The sequence below is a fragment of the Streptomyces sp. NPDC006393 genome (genome assembly GCF_040628575.1).
Taxonomy (GTDB): domain Bacteria; phylum Actinomycetota; class Actinomycetes; order Streptomycetales; family Streptomycetaceae; genus Streptomyces.
This window is the reverse complement of sequence record NZ_JBEXZD010000008.1, coordinates 71,688-90,009: the sequence shown is the minus strand read 5'-3', so window position 1 is coordinate 90,009 and position 18,322 is coordinate 71,688. Positions and strand designations below refer to the sequence as shown.

The following is an 18,322-nucleotide window of genomic DNA, read 5'->3' as shown; positions in this document are numbered from 1 at the left end:
GCGTGTGGTCGTGCGGGACCGGGGACGGGTCCTGGGCAGGGCCCGCCGGGGGGTGGCGAACGGAGACCGTTCCGGGGCGCGCGTCCCCGCGCGCCCCGGATCCGGCCGCCGTGGACCCCGCTCGGGTCCACGGCTACCGGCCGGGAGCCGTCCCTCCCGGCCGGAGCTCTTCGACTGCTCAGCGCCTGTGTCACTTCCCCGGCCGGGGATGTGACACAGGCTCTCAGCCCTGCGCCGCGATCCGCGCGAGCCGCTGCGCCTCCTCGCGGGTGGAGCGGGCGATCGCGTCCTCGTCCACGGTGAGCAGGCGGTTGTCCTCGACGATCTGCCGGCCGTTCACGAACGAGGCCGTGACCGGGGCGGCCGCGCCGAAGACCAGCGCGGTCACCGGGTCGGCGATCGAGGCGTGGGCGAGGGTGTCCAGCTTCCACAGCACCAGGTCGGCGAGCTTGCCGGGCTCCAGGGAGCCGATCTGCTCGGCGCGGCCGAGGACCTGCGCGCCGCCGTAGGTGCCCAGGCGCAGCGCCTGGCGCGCGGTGAGGGCGGCCTCGCGGTGCGGGCCCAGGCGGTTGATGAGCAGCGCGTTGCGCAGCTCGGTGTGGAGTTCGCCGGACTCGTTGGAGGCGGTGCCGTCGACGCCGAGGCCGACCGGTACGCCCGCCTTCAGCATGTCGGGGACCCGGGCGATGCCGGCCGCGAGGCGGGCGTTGGAGGACGGGCAGTGGGCCACGCCCGTCCTGGTGCGGGCGAAGGCCTCGATGTCGGAGTCGGTCATGTGGACGCAGTGCGCCATCCACACGTCCTCGCCCAGCCAGCCCGTGGACTCGAAGTAGTCGGTCGGGCCCATCCCGAACAGCTCGTGGCAGAACTTCTCCTCCTCCACGGTCTCCGAGCCGTGGGTGTGCAGCCGTACGCCGAGCCTGCGGGCCAGCTCGGCGCCCTGGCGGAGCAGTTCGGTGGAGACGGAGAACGGGGAGCAGGGGGCGACGGCCACCTGGGTCATGGCGTCGAAGGAGGCGTCGTGGTGCTTCCTGACGGTCTCCTCGGTGGCGGCGAGCGCGCCCTCCAGGGTCTCGACGGCGAAGTCCGGCGGCAGGCCGCCGTCCTTCTCGCTGCGGTCCATCGAGCCGCGGGCCAGCGTGAACCGGACGCCCATCTCGGAGGCGGCCCTGATGATCGCGCCGGACAGGTCGCCGGAGCCGTGCGGGTAGACGTAGTGGTGGTCCATGGCGGTGGTGACTCCGCCGCGGGCCATCATGCCGAGGGATCCCCGCGCCGCCGAGTAGCACATCTGTTCGTCGATGCGCGCCCACGTGGGGTACAGCGCCACCAGCCAGTTGAACAGGTTGTGGTCGGTGGCCAGGCCCCGGGTGATCCACTGGTAGAAGTGGTGGTGGGTGTTGACCAGACCGGGCGTGGCCAGGTGGCCGCTCGCGTCGATACGGCGTACGACGTTCTCCAGGTCCGCGGGGGCCCGGCCGGCGCCGACCGACTCGATGCGGTTGCCGGCGATGACGACGTGCCCGGAGGCGTACTCGGTGTCGCCCGCGTCCACGGTCGCGATCGCGCAGTTCTCGATGACGATGCGCTGGGCTGCCGATGATGCCATGGCGCTTCCTCTTGTCTTTCGGTGGCGGCCCGTGAACGGGGTGTCCACGGGGAGGGCACGGCAGGACCCTAGGAGGATTTGAGTGCCGGGGCCGTGCGGCTCCGGGTGCCGAGATGGTGGAAGAACAGGTTGAGCAGGACGGCGACGAGGGCGCCGGCGCTGATGCCGGAGCCGAGGACGGTCTGCGCCCAGGCCGGGAACTCGGCGTAGAAGGTCGGCGCGGCCAGCGGGATGATGCCGGCGCCGAGTGCCACGGCCACCAGGATGATGTTGGAGCTGTCGTCCAGCCCGGCCTCGGAGAGCGTACGGATGCCGCTGACCGCGATCGAGCCGAACAGCACGATGCCCGCGCCACCGAGGACCGGCATGGGGACCAGGGAGACGACCGCGCCCAGCACCGGGAAGGCGCCGAGGACCAGCAGGGCGCCTCCGGCGACGGCGACGACGTAGCGGCTGCGCACCCGGGTCAGCGAGACGACGCCGACGTTCTGGGCGAAGGCGGAGGTGGGGAAGCCGCCGAAGACGGGGCCGAGCAGGGTGGCGATGCCGTCGGTGCGCAGGCCGCGGGTGATGGTCCTCGCGTCGGCGCGGCGGTCGCAGATCTCGCCGAGGGCGAGCATCCCGGCGGACGACTCGGTCATGAGCACCAGCATCACGATGCACAGCGACAGGATGGCGGCCGGCTGGAAGACGGGGGCGCCGAAGGCGAACGGGGTGGGCAGCGCGGCGACGGGTGCGGAGGTGATGCCGCTGAAGTCGGCCAGGCCGAACGGGACGGCGGCCAGGGTGCCGATCAGCAGTCCGAAGAGCAGGGCGACCTGCTTGACGAAGCCCTTGCCGAAGCGCTGGATCAGCAGGATGACGGCGAGGGTGAACGCGGCGAGCGCGAGGTTCCGCATGGACCCGAAGTCGGCGGCGGTCTTGTCGCCGCCCTGCGCCCAGCCGACGGGTACCGGCATCAGCGTGACCCCGATGAGTGTGATCACCACTCCGGTGACCAGCGGCGGGAAGTATCTGAGCAGCCGTCCGAAGAACGGGCCGATCGCCAGGCAGAAGACGCCGGCGACCATCACCGCGCCGTAGATGGCGGGGAGTTGGTGGCCCTTGTCGTTGGTCTCGGCGATGGCGAGGATCGGGGCGATGCCGGCCGAGGAGGCGGCGTTGACGAAGGGCAGCCGGTTGCCGACGAGGCCCTTGACGCCGATGGTCTGAAGGACGGTCGCGACGCCCGCGATCAGCAGGGACGCGGCGATCAGCCGGGTGCGGGCCGCGATGTCGAGCCCGCAGGCCTGGCCGATGATCAGCGGAGGAGTGACGACGCCCGCGTACATGGCGGCGATGTGCTGGAGCGCGGCGGGGACGAGCCGCGAGGGGTGGAGCTTCTCGTCCACCGGGTGCACGGACGTGACGGCGTCCTCGGTGTGCACCGGCGGGGTGGAACAGGGGGCTGTCGCCGGCCCCTTTGCAGGCTGTGCCATGGTCTTCCCTCCGGTGTGGCGTGTCCCCGGCCCGGTCGGGCGGGTCCGGGGACACGCGTCCCGCGTCAGAGGTTGGTCATGTCGACCGGGATGAGCTGCTCGGCGCCGTCCCGCAGGATGGTGGCCTCGATCAGGCCGTAGGGGCGGTCGGCCGCGAAGTAGACCGCGCCGTCCTTGGCGTCGTTGTCGATCCCGAAGGGCGACAGGTCCGAGCGGAAGTGGTGCTTGTTGGGCATCGAGAAGCGGATCTCGTCGACCTCGTCGCGGGAGTTCAGCACCCGCACGCCCATCTCGAAGAGGGTCTGCTGGAGCGAGTACGAGTAGGTCTCGGCGAACGCCTGGAGGGCGTGCTTGCGCACCCCGCTGTAGGAGCGGTCCCAGTCCGGGGCGTGCGAGTCGATGCCGTCCCAGTTGTGCCGCCACCAGGTGGAGACGGTGGTGGCGAGGATGCGGTCGTAGTCCTCCTGGAGGGTGGTGTACTTGTCCTTCAGGAAGCCCCAGAACTCGGAGTTGGTCGTGTTCAGGACGGTCAGGTCCTTGAAGCCGGAGAGCACCTGGATCCCGTGGCCGTCGTAGGTGATCTGCGCGACGCGGGTCTCCTGGCCCTTGCGGACGAAGGAGTGGGCGATCTCGTCCGCGCCGACGAAGCGGGCGCCGGACTGCGAGGTCTCGATCCGCTCCCAGGAGTACTCCTCGATGCGGATGCGGGCCCGGTGGATGGGCTCGTTGTCGTCCACGAAGTGGCGGGCGAGCTTGACGCCGAAGTCCTCGGCGCTCTGGATGCCGTACTCCTTGGCGAAGGCGTACACCGTGTTCTTGGTGGTGTCGGTCGGCAGGACGTTGGCGTTGGAACCGCTGCGGTGGACCTCCTCCATGTCGCCGGAGAGGGCGACGGAGACGTTCAGGTCCTTGATGTGGTGCGTGTCGCCGTCACGCGTGATCTTGACAACGCGGTTCTCGGACTTTCCGTACTGGTTCTGTCCCAGGACGAAGCGGGTCATGGTGTCGGTCAGCTCCCTCGGTAAACGGAGTAGCCGAACGGGTTGAGCAGCAGCGGAACGTGGTAGTGCTCACCGGGCACCACCGCGAAGGCGATGGTGACCTCGGGGAAGAACACCGGCCGGCCGTTCTCGCTGTCCCGTAGCGCGGGGGCGTCCTGCTGGGCCGCGGCTTGTTTCTTGGCGAAGTACGGCTCGACCTCGAAGTGCAGCCGTACGTGGGTGGTCCCCTCCGGCAGGGCCGGGAGGTCCTTGCACCGCCCGTCCGCGTCGGTCGCGGAGCCGCCGAGCGCCTGCCAGTCCGCGTCTTGGCCGCTGCGGGCAAAGAGGTGGACGGCGACGCCCTCGGCGGGGCGGCCGACGCTGGTGTCCAGGATGTGCGTGGACACGGAGGCGGTGGTCTCGGTGCTCATGGTTTCCTCTTCGGGCGTCTTCGAGCCGGTGGGGCTCAGGCGTCGTCGAGCAGTCGGGCGAGCCGGATACGGTTGATCTTGCCCAGCTCGGCGCGGACGATCTCCCGCTCCTGCTCCGGCGCGTTGCCGATCCGCTCCTTGACCGCGTCCCTCATCTGCTCTCCGGTCCTGCCGGTGGCGCAGATGAGGAAGACATGGCCGAACTTCTCCTGGTAGGCCAGGTTCAGTTCGAGCATCTCCGCCTTGAGGTCATCGGAGGCGCCGGCCATGCCGCTCTGTTCACGGGCTGAGGTCGGGTCCCCGGGCTTGGGGCGGCCGATCGGCGGGTGGCCGGCCATCGCCTCCTCCAGGTCGGCCGCGGTCAGCTCGGCCATGGCGGCGTCACTGGCGGCGTAGAGGTCCTCGGGACCGGCGCAGGGGCGGGCGGCGAGCAGCCGCTCGGCCCACGCCGTGGAGGCGCACGCCTCCAGGAGCGCGGCGCGGGCCGCGGCCTCCGGGAGGGTGTTGAAGCGGGCGAGGCCCGACGGCGTGGAACTCGTAGTCACGGGAGCCTCCGTGGCCGCGAACGGCCTGTGTGCTGAACGGGCTGCGGATAGCTAACGCCCTCCGAAACAACACGTCAACACTTTGTTGAAAATTCTGGGTAAACCCAGGAGCTCCGCGGACGGCCCGGCCACGGCGCCCGGGCTCAGCCCCCTCGCCGGTCCGCCCCGCCTCGCGCTCAGGCCTCCTTCTCGCGGTTGAGGTAGTTGTAGACGGTGAAGCGGCTGACGCCCAGCGCGCTCGCCACGGTCTCCACCCCGTGCCGCACGGAGAAGGCGCCGCGCGCCTCGAGGACCCGTACGACCTCCTGCTTGGCCCTGCGGTCCAGGTCCGCGAGCGGCATGCCCCGGCGCCGCTCCATGGCGGCCAGGATGTGGTCGAGGGAGTCGGCGAGCTGCGGCAGGCGCACGGCGACGGCGTCCATGCCCTCCCAGGCGAGCACGACGTCGTCGGGGCCCGCCTCGTCGGGCGGGAGCAGCTCGCCGCCGATCGCGTCGACCAGCGGTTTCACGGCCGCGATGAAGGGCTCCTCCCCGGTCACCGCCCGTCCTCCCCGATCACGTTGACCTGGAGCGAGATCCGGGTGGCGCCGGCCTTCAGGCTCTTGCGCAGCAGAGCGTCCACGGCGGTCAGCACGGCGTCGGCTCCCCCCTCCGCGGTGTTGCCGAACGGGCCGACGTCCACGGCGTCCAGCTCGGCGGCCTCGACGACCTCGCGCGCCACCACCGCGTGCGCGGGCGCCTCGTCCAGGTCGAAGGGTTCGGTCGTGAACTCCACTCTCAATCGCACGCGCTCAACCTAACGCGCGGTACCGGTTTCCGGGCAGCCTCGGCCGGTCCGGAGAGCGCCGGCCACCGGCCCCCTCTTGACAAGCCGCGACACCCGACGGCAGTCTTCCATTAAGCAGAAATGAACTTCCGTAATGCGGAATACGAGAACGGAAGGGAGCGCGGCCCTGATGCCGGCTTTTGAATCGAGCACAGCCGCAGACCAGCGCTTCGACGTCAACCTGTCGATCCTCTTCACGGAACTCCCGCTCCTGGAGCGCCCCGCGGCCGCCGCCGCGGCCGGCTTCACCGCGGTCGAGCTGTGGTGGCCCTGGATCGACACGCCCACCCCCGAGCGGTCCGAGCTCGACGCGCTGAAGAAGGCGATCGAGGACGCGGGCGTACAGCTCACGGGCCTGAACTTCTACGCCGGCCGGCTGCCCGGCCCGGACCGCGGCGCCCTGTCCGTCCCCGGTGCGGAGTCGGAGAGGTTCCGCGCCAACATCGACGTGGCCGCCGACTTCGCCCGGTCGCTGGGCTGCCCGGCGCTCAACGCGCTGTACGGCAACCGCGTGGACGGCGTCGACCCGGCCGAGCAGGACGCGCTCGCCCTGGAGAACCTGGTGCTCGCGGCCCGCGCCGCCGACCGGATCGGCGCGATCCTGCTGATCGAGGCGCTGAACCAGCCCGAGTCGCCGCTGTACCCGCTGGTCAGCGCGCCGGCCGCGATCGGCGTCGTGGACAAGGTCAACGAGGCGACCGGCCTCGGGAACGCCAAGTTCCTGATGGACCTGTACCACCTGTCCATGAACGGCGAGGACCTGCCCTCGGTCATCGAGCGGTACGCGGCGAAGACCGGCCACGTGCAGATCGCCGACAACCCGGGCCGCGGCGCCCCCGGAACGGGTTCGCTCCCGCTGGAGGAGCTGCTCGGTCTGCTGCGGAAGGCCGGATACGACGGCTGGGTGGGCCTGGAGTACAAGCCGGGCGACCGTCCGAGCACGGAGGCCTTCGAGTGGCTGCCGCGCGAGGCCCGCGCCGCGCACTGAACCCCCTGACTTCGCACAGCAGTTGAGAGAGGCACCCTCATCATGAGCAATCTGACGGATTCGACCCGCCCGGCGATCGCATGGATCGGTCTCGGCATCATGGGCTCCCCCATGTCCGAGAACCTGATCAAGGCGGGCTACCAGGTCACCGGCTTCACCCTGGAGCAGGAGAAGCTGGACCGCCTGACCGCCGCCGGCGGCACCGCGGCCGGCTCGATCGCCGAGGCCGTCAAGGACGCCGACGTGGTCATCACCATGGTGCCCGCCTCCCCGCAGGTCGAGGCCATCGCCTACGGCCCGGACGGCATCCTGGAGAACGCGAAGTCCGGCGCGCTGCTGATCGACATGTCCTCGATCACCCCGCAGACCTCGGTCGACCTGGCCAAGGCCGCCAAGGACAAGGGCGTCCGCGTCTTGGACGCCCCGGTCTCCGGCGGTGAGGCCGGCGCCGTCGAGGCCGTACTGTCGATCATGGTCGGCGGTGAGCAGGCCGACTTCGACCAGGCCAGGCCGATCTTCGAGGCCCTCGGCAAGACCATCGTGCTGTGCGGTCCGCACGGCTCGGGTCAGACCGTGAAGGCCGCCAACCAGCTGATCGTGGCCGTGAACATCCAGGCGTGCGCCGAGGCCGTGGTCTTCCTGGAGAAGTCCGGCGTGGACCTCCGGGCGGCCCTGGACGTCCTCAACGGCGGTCTGGCCGGCTCCACCGTGCTGACCCGCAAGAAGGACAACTTCCTCAACCGGGACTTCAAGCCGGGCTTCCGCATCGACCTGCACCACAAGGACATGGGCATCGTCACCGAGGCCGCCCGCAACGTCGGCGCGGCCCTGCCGGTCGGCGCCGTGGTCGCCCAGCTGGTCGCCTCGCTGCGCGCCCAGGGCGACGGCGGGCTGGACCACTCGGCCCTGCTGCGGGCGGTCGAGCGCCTCTCGGGCGCTCAGCTGTAGAGACTTCCGGGCCGCGGCGCCGCTGACACCTGTTCTGTCGCGCCCAGGCGGCGCCGCGGCCCGGAATCCACTTCAACAAACTGTTGACGCCCCGATCGCCCACTCCTAGGCTCCACGAAGCGGAAACAAGTTTCCGCTGCCCCTCGTACGGAAGGTCCCCGATGTCGAAGCGCGTGCTCACGACAGAGTCCGGCGCCCCGATCGCCGACAACCAGAATTCCGCCTCCGCCGGCATCGGCGGCCCGCTCCTCCTCCAGGACCAGCACCTCCTGGAGAAGCTGGCGCGCTTCAACCGCGAGCGCATCCCGGAGCGTGTGGTGCACGCCCGCGGTTCCGGCGCCTTCGGCCGCTTCGAGGTGACCGACGACGTCACGGGTTTCACCCACGCCGACTTCCTCGGCGAGATCGGCAAGCGCACCGAGGTGTTCGTGCGCTTCTCCACCGTGGCCGACTCCCTCGGCGGCGCGGACGCGGTGCGCGACCCGCGCGGCTTCGCGGTGAAGTTCTACACCGAGGAGGGCAACTACGACCTCGTCGGCAACAACACCCCGGTGTTCTTCATCAAGGACCCGATCAAGTTCCCCGACTTCATCCACTCGCAGAAGCGCGACCCGTTCACCGGCCGCACCGAACCGGACAACGTCTGGGACTTCTGGGCGCACTCCCCCGAGGCCACGCACCAGGTGACCTGGCTGATGGGCGACCGCGGCATCCCGGCGTCGTACCGCCACATGAACGGCTACGGCTCGCACACCTACCAGTGGACGAACGCCAAGGGCGAGGCCTTCTTCGTCAAGTACCACTTCAAGACGGACCAGGGCATCCGCTGCCTGACCAGCGAGCAGGCCGCGGAGCTCGCGGGCAAGGACCCCAACTCGCACCAGACCGACCTGCTCCAGGCGATCGAGCGCGGTGTGCACCCGTCCTGGACCCTGTACGTCCAGATCATGCCGGCGGCCGACGCGGCGGACTACCGCTTCAATCCGTTCGACCTGACCAAGATCTGGTCGCACCGGGACTACCCGCTCCAGCGGGTCGGCCGCCTGGTCCTCGACCGCAACCCGGACAACGTGTTCGCCGAGGTCGAGCAGGCCGCGTTCTCCCCGAACAACTTCGTGCCGGGCATCGGCCCGTCGCCGGACAAGATGCTCCAGGGCCGGCTGTTCGCCTACGCCGACGCCCACCGCTACCGCCTGGGCGTCAACCACACCCAGCTCGCGGTGAACGCCCCGAAGGCCGTGCCCGGCGGTGCGAACAACTACGGCCGCGACGGTCTCATGGCGTCCAACTCCCAGGGCCGGCACGCCAGGAACTACGAGCCGAACTCCTACGACGGCCCGGTCGAGACCGGCCGCCCGCTCTCCGCCCCGCTGGCCGTCACCGGCCACACGGGCACCCACGAGGCTCCGCTGCACACCAAGGACGACGACTTCTTCCAGGCCGGCGAGCTGTACCGGCTGATGTCCGAGGACGAGAAGCAGCGCCTGGTCGCGAACATCGCCGGCGGCCTGTCCCAGGTCTCCCGCAACGACGTGATCGAGAAGAACCTCGCGCACTTCCACGCCGCCGACCCCGAGTACGGCAGGCGTGTGGAGGAGGCGGTCCGCGCCCTGCGCGAGGACTGATCCCGCAAGCCGCGTCCGGCGTCCCGGCGGGGAGGTCGGGATCCGGACGCGTACGCCCCGCGCGGGCGCCGGCCGACCCGGATGAGGGGTGGCCGGCCGGCGACGCGCGGTCAGGCGAGGACCGCGGCGGCGTGCGAGCCAGTGCGGTGGTGAAGGTCCCGGGGACCGCCTTCTCGACCAGAGGGAAGGCCTCCCGGCACCGTCGCACCCGCCGCGGTCCCAGCCGAACCGCCTCGCGCAGCGAGGCTCCCCCTCCCCATGCTCCGTCCGGCGGCGCGAACGTCCTGTCGCGCCCAGCCTCGCGCCGTCGGACGGTCTCAACAACTCCCTACCTCACCGGGCCGGACGGCGCCGGATGCGGACGGTCCCGCATCCGGCGCCGTCCGGTTTCCGCGCTGCCTTCTCCTCGTCGTCCGGGGTGCGGACCGGCCCCGCGCGCAGGACGCTGAAGGCATGGACCACCTCACGCAGCATCCGCACATCGTGGTGCATCCGCCGGCCCTGGACGGCTCCCGGCGGGTCACCGAGGGCGACGTGACCCTCGGGCTCGCGTCCCACCTGGACGACGTCGTCGAGATCCTCCGGCTGGCCGACCTGGACCGTATCGAGGTCGAGGAGAGCGATCTCATCGAGTGGCAGGGCGGCGGCCCGGACGACTGGCCGGGCCTGTCGGAGCACGAGGACCGCTGAGCGAGCGACGCCTACGGCAAGGGGCGTAGGGCCGCTACGGCATGCTCAAATCAAGCTCTGAAAGCGGCTCGGGAGGTATCGAGCGTCCCCGCTCGCGGGCAGATTCCCTCACACGGGGCCCGCCGGCACGGGGGCGGCGGGCCCCGTCCGACGGCGGGGGCTCGCTCATGGACAGTGCCGACAGCGCCGACCGGGCCGACAGGCCCGCGACGGACCGGCTGGCGCCGCACGAGATCGCGTTCCTGCGCGGCGGTCGCCGCGCCGCCCTCGTCGTCGCCGTCCTCAGCCTGCGCCTGAGCGGCAGCGTCGGCCCCGGGCGAGGGGGCACGTTGCGCACCAGGAGGCCGCTCGACGACACGGCGGCGGACCTCCCCGCCCTGACGCGGGCGGTGCACGCCTCCCTCCTCCACGATCCCGCGGACGTGCGGCAGTTGCTGGTCCGGGAGGCCGTCGCCCTCGCCCTGATCGATCTGCGCTACGAGCTCACGCTCGCCGGACTGGCACCCGTCCTCCTGCCCGGCCGCACCCGGGCCGGACGGCGCGCCCTGAGGTCCCTGCGGGCCCGGCACCCGCTGCCCGCGAGCCGCAGGGGTCTGTCGCCCGAGGACCGGCTGCTCGCCGTGGCCCTGTACGGCGACCGGGCGCTGACCACGCTCATGCCCCGCTTCGCGCGGGAGGGCGGGCTCGCCGGGCGGCGCGGGAAGGCCACCGAGCGCAAGCGGGAGTACGGGCAGTCCTGGGGCAGCGGCGGCGGCTTCAGCTGCGGCGCCGTGTGAGGGTCCGCGGACCGGCGGAGCGAGGCGACACGACAGGAAGCGACACGTCAAGGGGTGGCCCGTCCCTCGGACGGGCCACCCCTTGACGGTGTTGCGGTGTGTCAGGCCTTCAGGGTCCTGATCGCCGTCGGCGCGTGGCCGGGCTCGGTGGCGAGCTCCTCGAACTCGACGACGTTGCCGATGTCGTTGGTGCCCGACATGGAGATGTTGGTGACCCGCTCCAGGATCGCCTCGACGACGACCGGCACCTGGAACTCGGCGGCGAGCTTCTTGGCCTCCTCGAAGGCGGCGCCCAGCTCGTTCGGGTCGGTCACCCGGATCGCCTTGCAGCCTAGGCCCTCGGCGACCTTGACGTGGTCGACGCCGTAGACGCCCAGCTCCGGCGAGTTGATGTTCTCGAACTCCAGCTTGACCTGGAAGTCGATGTCGAACGCGCGCTGCGCCTGGCGGATCAGGCCCAGGTAGGAGTTGTTGACGAGGACGTGGACGTAGGGGATCTTGTGCTGCGCGCCGACGGCCAGCTCCTCCAGCATGAACTGGAAGTCGTAGTCGCCGGAGAGCGCGACCACCGGGGACTCCGGGTCGGCCTTGGCGACGCCCAGGGCGGCCGGGATGGTCCAGCCGAGCGGACCGGCCTGGCCGCAGTTGATCCAGTGCCGGGGCCGGTAGACGTGCAGCATCTGGGCGCCGGCGATCTGCGAGAGGCCGATGGTGGAGACGTAGCGGGTCTCGGGGCCGAAGGCCTTGTTCATCTCCTCGTAGACGCGCTGCGGCTTGATCGGGATGTCGTCGAAGTGCGTACGGCGCTGGAGCGTGGCCTTCTTCTCCTGCGCGGCGGCGGCCCAGGCGGAACGGTCGGGCAGCCTGCCGGCCGCCTTCAGCTCCTTCGCCACCTCGACGAAGAGCTCCAGCGCGGCCCTGGCGTCAGACGCGATGCCGTAGTCCGGGGCAAAGATCTTGCCGATCTGGGTGGGCTCGATGTCGACGTGGACGAAGGTCCGTCCGGCGGTGTAGACGTCGAGCTTGCCGGTGTGGCGGTTGGCCCAGCGGTTGCCGATGCCGAGGACGAAGTCGGACTCCAGGAAGGTCGCGTTGCCGTAGCGGTGCGAGGTCTGCAGGCCCACCATGCCGGCGTTCAGCTCGTGGTCGTCGGGCAGGACGCCCCAGCCCATCAGGGTCGGCACGACCGGGATGCCGGTCAGCTCGGCGAACTCGACGAGCAGGTCGGCGGCGTCGGCGTTGATGACACCGCCGCCGGCCACGATCAGCGGCCGCTCGGAGGCGTTGAGCAGGGCGATGGCCTTCTCGATCTGGGCGCGGGTCGCGGCCGGCCGGTAGGCGGGCAGCGGCTCGTAGGTCTCGGGGTCGAACTCGATCTCCGTCATCTGGACGTCGATCGGCAGGTCGATCAGGACCGGGCCGGGGCGGCCGGAGCGCATCAGGTGGAAGGCCTGCTGGAAGACGCCGGGGACCTGCGCGGCCTCCAGGACGGTGACCGCCATCTTGGTCACCGGCTTGGCGATGGAGGCGATGTCGACCGCCTGGAAGTCCTCCTTGTGGATCACCGCGGTCGGGGCCTGGCCGGTGATGCACAGGATCGGGATGGAGTCACCGATGGCCGAGTACAGGCCGGTGATCATGTCGGTGCCGGCCGGGCCGGAGGTGCCGATGCAGACGCCGATGTTTCCGGGGTGCGTACGGGTGTAGCCCTCGGCCATGTGCGAGGCGCCCTCGACGTGGCGGGCGAGGGTGTGGGTGATGCCTCCGGAGGCCTTGAGCGCCGCGTAGAAGGGGTTGATCGCCGCGCCCGGCACACCGAACGCGTCGGTGACGCCCTCGCGCTTGAGGATCTCAACTGCCGCTCGGGCAGCGGTCATACGAGCCATCGAGTACTCCTGCTTCGGCTGTCTTCTGCTGTCTCGGCTGCCGGATTCGCACTCCCGTCGCGCCCTGCGGTGAGCTCTTCCGTACTTCCGTATAGCGGAAAGTAGTTTCTACGATCTGGAAGCAATGTAGGGGGGTGCGTGAAACGCGTCAAGAGAGGGCAAGGAGGAGTCCGCCACGCGGCCAAGCGCCGGACAGCCGGGAGCCCGCCGGAGCACCATGGGACGGCTGCCCCGGCAGCCGCCTCGACGGCCGCCCCTGGGCAGCCTCGAACGCGACCTCGATGCGACGCCTTGGAGTTGGGTCATGCCCGAGAGCGTGCCGGTGCGCTGCCCGGCCTGCCGGCGCGAACACGTCCGCGGCCGCGACGACCAGTGGCCCCGACCGGAACTGATCTGCCCCTGCGGCACGGTCCTGCGCATCCCGCCGGGCGGGACCGACGCGGGAGAGACCGGGGACCGGGCGGTCGGCCGGAGCGCGGTGCGTGCCGGAGACGGGATCCCGGGACGCGACGACCGCGGGCGGCCGGAAGCAGACGGGACGGCGCACGGCGACCACACGGTGCGCGAGCCCGGAACGGCGCACCACTCCGGTGCCGGAGACCGGGACACGGCCGGGCGGCGCCCTCCTGCCGGTGGGCGCGGGGTGTTTCGGCCCGTGATGATCCGTACGGCGCGGGACGCGGTGACCGATGCCGCGCTGTATCTGCGGTGGCTGGGCTACGAGGACATCCGGCGCGCGGACCAGCGGCCGCCGTCCGGCATCGGGCTGGCGGCCCGGGGACTGGTGGCGCAGGTGGACCCCGCGGTGCGGCCGGCCTCGCCGCGGGACGTGGAGTGCCTGTGGCTGACGGCCATGACGGAGTCCGCCGCCGGCGTGTACTTCTCGCTCACCGGCTACAGCGACCAGGCCCGTACCCGCGCGGACGAGTTGGGCATCGCGTTGTTCGTCCTCGCGCCGGACGGCGTCCCGCGGCCGGTGAACGCCCCGGCCGACGCGCTCGGCGGCGGCCCCGGCGTCTGAGACCGGGCGGCCGCCGCCGGCACGCGGGTTCACATCCCGTCAGGCGCGGTACGTCTCCCGCAGCTCCACCTTGCGGACCTTCCCGGACACCGTCATCGGGAAGGAGTCGAGGATCCGCAGCCGGCTGGGGATCTTGTAGTGGGCCAGCCGGCCCGCGCAGAAGGCCCGCAGCTCCTCCAGTGTCAGCGGTTCCTCCGCGTCGAGCGGGATGACGCAGGCGAGCACCTCCTCGCCGTACGTCTCGTGCGGTACGCCGACGACCTGGACGTCGCGGATCTTCGGGTGGCCGTAGAGGAACTCCTCTATCTCGCGCGGGTAGATGTTCTCGCCGCCCCGGATGATCATGTCCTTGATGCGGCCGACGATCTCGACGTACCCGTCCTCGCGCATCGTCGCGAGGTCCCCGGTGTGCATCCAGCGGCCGGGGTCGATGGCCTCGGCGGTCTTCCCGGGCTCCTCCCAGTAGCCGAGCATCACGCTGTAGCCGCGGGTGCACAGCTCGCCCGCCGTGCCGCGGGGCTGCGTCACCCCGGTGGCCGGGTCGATCACCTTCACCTCGATGTGCGGCAGCACCCGGCCGACCGTGCCGGTGCGGTGTTCGAGGTCGTCGTCCATGCGGGTCTGGAGGGAGACCGGGGAGGTCTCGGTCATGCCGTAGCAGATGGAGACCTGCTCCATGTGCATCTCGGCGACCACCCGTTTCATCACCTCCACCGGGCAGGGCGAGCCCGCCATGATGCCGGTGCGCAGGCTGGAGAGGTCGTAGGCCGCGAAGTCGGGCAGGTTCAGTTCGGCGATGAACATGGTCGGGACGCCGTACAGCGACGTGCACCGCTCCTGCTGGACGGCGTCCAGGGTGGCCTTCGCGTCGAAGGACGGCGCCGGGATGACCATGCAGGCGCCGTGCGAGGTGGCCGCCAGATTGCCCATCACCATGCCGAAGCAGTGGTAGAAGGGCACCGGGATGCAGATCCGGTCCTGCTCGCTGTAGGCGATCGCCTCGCCCACGAAATAGCCGTTGTTGAGGATGTTGTGGTGGGAGAGGGTGGCTCCCTTCGGGAAGCCCGTCGTGCCCGAGGTGTACTGGATGTTGATGGGGTCGTCGCAGGACAGGGCCTCGTAGGAGACGCTCGGGGTGGCGCGGGAGAGCAGCGCCTCCCAGCTCGGGTCGCCGATGTAGACGACCTCGCGCAGCGCGTAGCACTTCCCGCGGACCTGGTCGACCATCGCCCGGTAGTCGCTCGTCTTGTGGCCGAGGGAGGCGAACAGCAGCGAGATGCCCGACTGGTTGAGGACGTACTCGACCTCGTGGGTGCGGTAGGCCGGGTTGATGTTGACCATGATCGCCCCGATGCGGGCGGTGGCGTACTGGACCAGGACCCACTCCGGGCAGTTGACCGCCCAGATGCCGACCCGGTCCCCCTTGCCGACCCCGCTCGCGGCCAGCGCCCGCGCCAGCTCCTCGACCGCCGCGCCGAATTCGGCGTACGTCCAGCGCCGCCCCGACGGCACGTCGACGAGCGCCTCGCGGTCCGGCCAGGTCGCGACGGCCCGGTCGAGGTTGGCGCCGATGGTGTCCCCGAGCAGGACGGTCTCGCTCGTTCCGTGCGTGTACGACAGCTCAGCGGTCACCGGAAGTCCTCCTCGCGGTACTCGTCGTCCGAACCCGTGGCCGTGGCCTCGCGCAGCTCGATGCGGCGGATCTTGCCGGAGACGGTCTTCGGAAGGTCGCCGAACTCGAGGCGGCGGACGCGCTTGTAGGGGGCGAGGACCTGGCGGGAGTGCTCGAAGAGCACCTTCGCGGTGTCGGGGCCGGGCTCCCAGCCCTCCGCGAGCACGATGTAGGCCTTCGGCACGGCCAGGCGCACCTCGTCCGGCGCGGGCACGACCGCGGCCTCGGCGACCGCCTCGTGCTCCAGCAGCGCGCTCTCCAGCTCGAACGGGCTGATCTTGTAGTCGGAGGCCTTGAAGACGTCGTCGGACCGTCCGATGTAGGTCAGATATCCGTCCTCGTCCCGCGAGGCGACATCTCCGGTGCGGTAGTAGCCGCCGGCCATCGCCTCCGCCGTGCGGTCGGCGTCGCCGTGGTAGCCGGCCATCAGGCCGACGGGCCGTACGGACAGGTCGAGCGCGATCTCGCCCTCCGTCGCTCCCGGGGCGCCGGTCACCGGGTCGAGCAGTTCCACCCGGAAGCCGGGGCTCGGCCGTCCCATGGAGCCCGTCTTCAGCGGCTGGCCGGGGCTGTTGGAGACCTGGACGGCCGTCTCGGTCTGCCCGAAGCCGTCCCGGATGGTCACCCCCCAGGCCCGGCGGACCTGCTCGATGACCTCGGGGTTGAGCGGCTCGCCCGCGGCGACGGCCTCGCGCGGCGGGGTGGCGAGCCGGCTCAGGTCGGACTGGATGAGCATGCGCCACACCGTCGGCGGGGCGCAGAAGGTGGTGACGCCGGCGCGGTCCATCTCGGCCATCAGCCGGGCCGCGTCGAAGCGGGTGTAGTTGTGGATGAAGACGGTCGCCTCCGCGTTCCACGGGGCGAACAGGTTGGACCAGGCGTGCTTGGCCCAGCCGGGCGAGGAGATGTTCAGGTGCACGTCGCCCGGCCTCAGGCCGATCCAGTACATGGTCGCCAGGTGCCCGACCGGGTACGAGGTGTGGGTGTGCTCCACCAGCTTGGGGCGGGCGGTGGTGCCCGAGGTGAAGTAGAGCATCAGCGGGTCGTCGGCGAGGGTGGGGCCGTCGGGGACGAACGCGGCCGGGGCGGCGTAGGCGTCCTCGTACGGCTCCCAGCCCTCCTCGGGCGTGCCGCCGACGGAGATCCGGGTGTAGGAGCCGGGCACGTCCGCGAACTTGGCGGTGTCCTCGGCGCGTACGATCACGTGCCGGACCCGGCCGCGCTCGACGCGGTCGCGCAGGTCGGCGGGGCCGAGCAGCGGGGTGGCGGGGATGACGACGGCGCGCAGCTTCATCGCGGCGAGCGCGGTCTCCCACAGCTCGGCCTGGTTGCCGAGCATGACGAGGATGCGGTCCTCGGCGGCGACACCGCGAGCGCGCAGCCAGTTCGCGGCCCGGTCGGAGCGCTCGGACAGCTCGGCGAAGGAGAGCCGGGTCTCGGTGCCGTCCTCCTCCACGATGTGCAGGGCGGTGCGGTCGTTCCCGTCGGCGACGGCGTCGAACCAGTCCAGCGCCCAGTTGAAGTGCTCCGGGCGGGGCCACTCGAAGCCGGCGCAGGCGGTGGCGTAGTCCTCACGGTGTTCCAGCAGGAAGTCCCGGGCCCTGCGGAAGGTCTCCGTCGCCGTCGTCATCTGTCCTCCATGGGTGGTCCCGGGTTGGCTCCGGACCATTGCGGGGCGGCTCTGTCACATCGTGTAATCCGTGATGCGGGTCTCACCACCCCCGAACGGGGGTGTGGTGGGCACAGGTCCGTGACGAAAGGGCGAGCAGGTGACGGCGAACGCGTCCGGGGCGGCGGAGATTCGGGGTGCGCTGGTGCGGCTGCGGCGCGCGACGGGCCTTCCGGTCGCCTTCGGCGGCCTGGTCGAGCCGGGCCGGCCGCGGGTACGGATCAGCGAGCTGACGGGGACGGCGACGCTCGCGCTGAGCGCGCTGGCGGTGACCTCCGGCAACGGGCTCGGCGGCAAGGCGGTCGCGCTGGCCCGGCCGTGCGCGGTGACGGACTACTCGCTGTCCCGGCAGATCAGCCACGAGTACGACGCGGCGGTGGCGGCGGAGGGGCTGCGCTCGGTGCTGGCGGTGCCGGTGGTGGTACGGCGCCGGGTGCGCGGTGTGCTGTACGGCGCCCTGCGCACGGCCCAGCCGCTCGGTGACCGGACGCTCGGCGCGGCGGTGGCGGTGGCGCGGGACGTGGAGCAGGCGCTGGTGGTGCGGGAGGAGGCACGGGACCTGCTGGCGGCGGCCCGCCAGGAGCCGGCGGACGGGGAGGCGGCGGGCGGTGCGGCCTGGGAGCAGGTCCGCGAGGCCCACGCGGCGCTGCGCGCGCTGGCCCCGCGGATCGCGGACCCGGCCCTGCGCGCGGAACTCCTGAACGCCTGCGGGCTGCTCAGCGCCGCCGGGGCTCCGGCCCGGGCTCCGGTCGCGGCGGAGGGCGTGACCCTGGCCCCTCGGGAGCTGGACGTCCTGACGTGCGTGGCCGCGGGCGCCACGAACGCGACGGCCGCCGCCCGTCTGGGACTCAGCCCGGAGACGGTGAAGAGCTACCTCCGCTCGGCCATGCGCAAACTCGGCGCCCACACCCGCGGCGAGGCGGTGGCGACGGCCCGGCGGGCGGGCGTACTGCCGTAGAGACCGGACCGCGCGGCGTACCGCCCTGGTGCCCCGGGACCGTCTCCCGCGGCGGGGGGTTCCCGTGATCGGCCGACGGGAGACGGCCGGCGGGAGACGTCCCCGAGTGCCGTCGGCGCGGTACCTTCGAGGGGGCACGCTTGTGGGTTGTGTATTCAATCAAGTGTGGTTTGAATTCGGTTCTGCCGGGAGTGCTGTTATTTCCCTCACCATGCCGGGA

Annotated in this window: 17 protein-coding genes; 7 read left to right on the top strand and 10 right to left on the bottom strand. The window is 71.4% G+C overall.

Features of this window, described 5'->3' with window-relative positions:
- Positions 1-223: 223 nt before the first annotated feature.
- The 7 genes from ABZ484_RS06300 to ABZ484_RS06270 form a co-directional block, all read right to left on the bottom strand.
- The gene (locus tag ABZ484_RS06300) at positions 224-1,609 is read right to left on the bottom strand and encodes an 8-oxoguanine deaminase (protein WP_358864711.1); all 1,386 of its coding nucleotides are present in this window, start codon (positions 1,607-1,609) and stop codon (positions 224-226) included.
- A gap of 68 nt (positions 1,610-1,677) precedes the next feature.
- Positions 1,678-3,087, bottom strand: coding sequence for a nucleobase:cation symporter-2 family protein (locus ABZ484_RS06295; protein ID WP_358864710.1), 1,410 nt, complete (start codon positions 3,085-3,087; stop codon positions 1,678-1,680).
- A 65-nt stretch (positions 3,088-3,152) separates the two neighbouring features.
- Positions 3,153-4,088: a factor-independent urate hydroxylase gene (pucL, locus tag ABZ484_RS06290; RefSeq protein WP_358864709.1), complete on the bottom strand. Its 936-nt coding sequence runs from the start codon at positions 4,086-4,088 to the stop codon at positions 3,153-3,155.
- Positions 4,089-4,096: 8 nt separating this feature from the next.
- A complete protein-coding gene (gene uraH, locus ABZ484_RS06285) occupies positions 4,097-4,498 on the bottom strand; it encodes a hydroxyisourate hydrolase (RefSeq protein WP_358864708.1) in 402 nt (133 codons plus the stop codon).
- 35 nt (positions 4,499-4,533) lie between these two features.
- The gene (uraD, locus tag ABZ484_RS06280; RefSeq protein ID WP_358864707.1) at positions 4,534-5,043 is read right to left on the bottom strand and encodes a 2-oxo-4-hydroxy-4-carboxy-5-ureidoimidazoline decarboxylase; all 510 of its coding nucleotides are present in this window, start codon (positions 5,041-5,043) and stop codon (positions 4,534-4,536) included.
- A gap of 176 nt (positions 5,044-5,219) precedes the next feature.
- Positions 5,220-5,582 (bottom strand): helix-turn-helix domain-containing protein, encoded by a 363-nt coding sequence (locus tag ABZ484_RS06275; protein ID WP_358864706.1) that lies wholly within the window; start codon positions 5,580-5,582, stop codon positions 5,220-5,222.
- Positions 5,579-5,830: a hypothetical protein gene (locus ABZ484_RS06270; RefSeq protein ID WP_358864705.1), complete on the bottom strand. Its 252-nt coding sequence runs from the start codon at positions 5,828-5,830 to the stop codon at positions 5,579-5,581. The genes ABZ484_RS06275 and ABZ484_RS06270 overlap by 4 nt, the downstream gene beginning before the upstream one ends.
- Positions 5,831-5,999: 169 nt before the next feature.
- On the opposite strand from ABZ484_RS06270, the gene ABZ484_RS06265 reads away from it, so the two are divergent.
- The 5 genes from ABZ484_RS06265 to ABZ484_RS06245 all read left to right on the top strand — a co-directional run bounded on the left by ABZ484_RS06265 (position 6,000) and on the right by ABZ484_RS06245 (position 10,896).
- Positions 6,000-6,857 carry a TIM barrel protein gene (locus ABZ484_RS06265; RefSeq protein WP_358864704.1) on the top strand — a complete coding sequence of 286 codons (858 nt, stop codon included), beginning with the start codon at positions 6,000-6,002 and terminating at the stop codon, positions 6,855-6,857.
- A gap of 42 nt (positions 6,858-6,899) precedes the next feature.
- Entirely contained in the window at positions 6,900-7,805 is a 906-nt protein-coding gene (locus tag ABZ484_RS06260; RefSeq protein ID WP_358864703.1) for a 2-hydroxy-3-oxopropionate reductase, read from the top strand.
- Between the two features lie 161 nt (positions 7,806-7,966).
- The gene (locus ABZ484_RS06255) at positions 7,967-9,430 is read left to right on the top strand and encodes a catalase (protein WP_358864702.1); all 1,464 of its coding nucleotides are present in this window, start codon (positions 7,967-7,969) and stop codon (positions 9,428-9,430) included.
- Positions 9,431-9,883: 453 nt separating this feature from the next.
- Positions 9,884-10,120: a hypothetical protein gene (locus tag ABZ484_RS06250; protein WP_358864701.1), complete on the top strand. Its 237-nt coding sequence runs from the start codon at positions 9,884-9,886 to the stop codon at positions 10,118-10,120.
- Between the two features lie 167 nt (positions 10,121-10,287).
- Positions 10,288-10,896 (top strand): TIGR04222 domain-containing membrane protein, encoded by a 609-nt coding sequence (locus ABZ484_RS06245; RefSeq protein ID WP_358864700.1) that lies wholly within the window; start codon positions 10,288-10,290, stop codon positions 10,894-10,896.
- A gap of 101 nt (positions 10,897-10,997) precedes the next feature.
- On the opposite strand, the gene gcl is transcribed toward ABZ484_RS06245, so the two are convergent.
- Positions 10,998-12,782 carry a glyoxylate carboligase gene (gene gcl, locus ABZ484_RS06240; RefSeq protein ID WP_358864699.1) on the bottom strand — a complete coding sequence of 595 codons (1,785 nt, stop codon included), beginning with the start codon at positions 12,780-12,782 and terminating at the stop codon, positions 10,998-11,000.
- A 304-nt stretch (positions 12,783-13,086) separates the two neighbouring features.
- Here gcl and ABZ484_RS06235 point away from each other — a divergent pair, with 304 nt between their 5' ends.
- Positions 13,087-13,803: a hypothetical protein gene (locus ABZ484_RS06235; RefSeq protein ID WP_358864698.1), complete on the top strand. Its 717-nt coding sequence runs from the start codon at positions 13,087-13,089 to the stop codon at positions 13,801-13,803.
- Positions 13,804-13,842: 39 nt separating this feature from the next.
- Here ABZ484_RS06235 and ABZ484_RS06230 read toward each other — a convergent pair whose 3' ends face one another.
- Positions 13,843-15,435: an AMP-binding protein gene (locus ABZ484_RS06230; RefSeq protein ID WP_358864697.1), complete on the bottom strand. Its 1,593-nt coding sequence runs from the start codon at positions 15,433-15,435 to the stop codon at positions 13,843-13,845.
- Positions 15,432-17,105 (bottom strand): AMP-binding protein, encoded by a 1,674-nt coding sequence (locus tag ABZ484_RS06225; protein ID WP_358864696.1) that lies wholly within the window; start codon positions 17,103-17,105, stop codon positions 15,432-15,434. The genes ABZ484_RS06230 and ABZ484_RS06225 overlap by 4 nt, the downstream gene beginning before the upstream one ends.
- A gap of 139 nt (positions 17,106-17,244) precedes the next feature.
- Between ABZ484_RS06225 and ABZ484_RS06220 the strand changes: the two genes are divergently transcribed.
- Positions 17,245-18,102: a helix-turn-helix transcriptional regulator gene (locus ABZ484_RS06220; protein WP_358864695.1), complete on the top strand. Its 858-nt coding sequence runs from the start codon at positions 17,245-17,247 to the stop codon at positions 18,100-18,102.
- The last annotated feature ends 220 nt before the right edge of the window (positions 18,103-18,322 follow it).

Coding starts and splice junctions, on each gene's coding strand:
- gcl (WP_358864699.1), bottom strand. CDS start 12,782: ATGGCTCGTATGACCGCTGCCCGAGCGGCAGTTGAGATCCTCAAGCGC.
- uraH (WP_358864708.1), bottom strand. CDS start 4,498: ATGAGCACCGAGACCACCGCCTCCGTGTCCACGCACATCCTGGACACC.
- ABZ484_RS06245 (WP_358864700.1), top strand. CDS start 10,288: ATGGACAGTGCCGACAGCGCCGACCGGGCCGACAGGCCCGCGACGGAC.
- ABZ484_RS06260 (WP_358864703.1), top strand. CDS start 6,900: ATGAGCAATCTGACGGATTCGACCCGCCCGGCGATCGCATGGATCGGT.
- pucL (WP_358864709.1), bottom strand. CDS start 4,088: ATGACCCGCTTCGTCCTGGGACAGAACCAGTACGGAAAGTCCGAGAAC.
- ABZ484_RS06265 (WP_358864704.1), top strand. CDS start 6,000: ATGCCGGCTTTTGAATCGAGCACAGCCGCAGACCAGCGCTTCGACGTC.
- ABZ484_RS06235 (WP_358864698.1), top strand. CDS start 13,087: ATGCCCGAGAGCGTGCCGGTGCGCTGCCCGGCCTGCCGGCGCGAACAC.
- ABZ484_RS06300 (WP_358864711.1), bottom strand. CDS start 1,609: ATGGCATCATCGGCAGCCCAGCGCATCGTCATCGAGAACTGCGCGATC.
- ABZ484_RS06255 (WP_358864702.1), top strand. CDS start 7,967: ATGTCGAAGCGCGTGCTCACGACAGAGTCCGGCGCCCCGATCGCCGAC.
- ABZ484_RS06250 (WP_358864701.1), top strand. CDS start 9,884: ATGGACCACCTCACGCAGCATCCGCACATCGTGGTGCATCCGCCGGCC.
- ABZ484_RS06225 (WP_358864696.1), bottom strand. CDS start 17,105: ATGACGACGGCGACGGAGACCTTCCGCAGGGCCCGGGACTTCCTGCTG.
- ABZ484_RS06295 (WP_358864710.1), bottom strand. CDS start 3,087: ATGGCACAGCCTGCAAAGGGGCCGGCGACAGCCCCCTGTTCCACCCCG.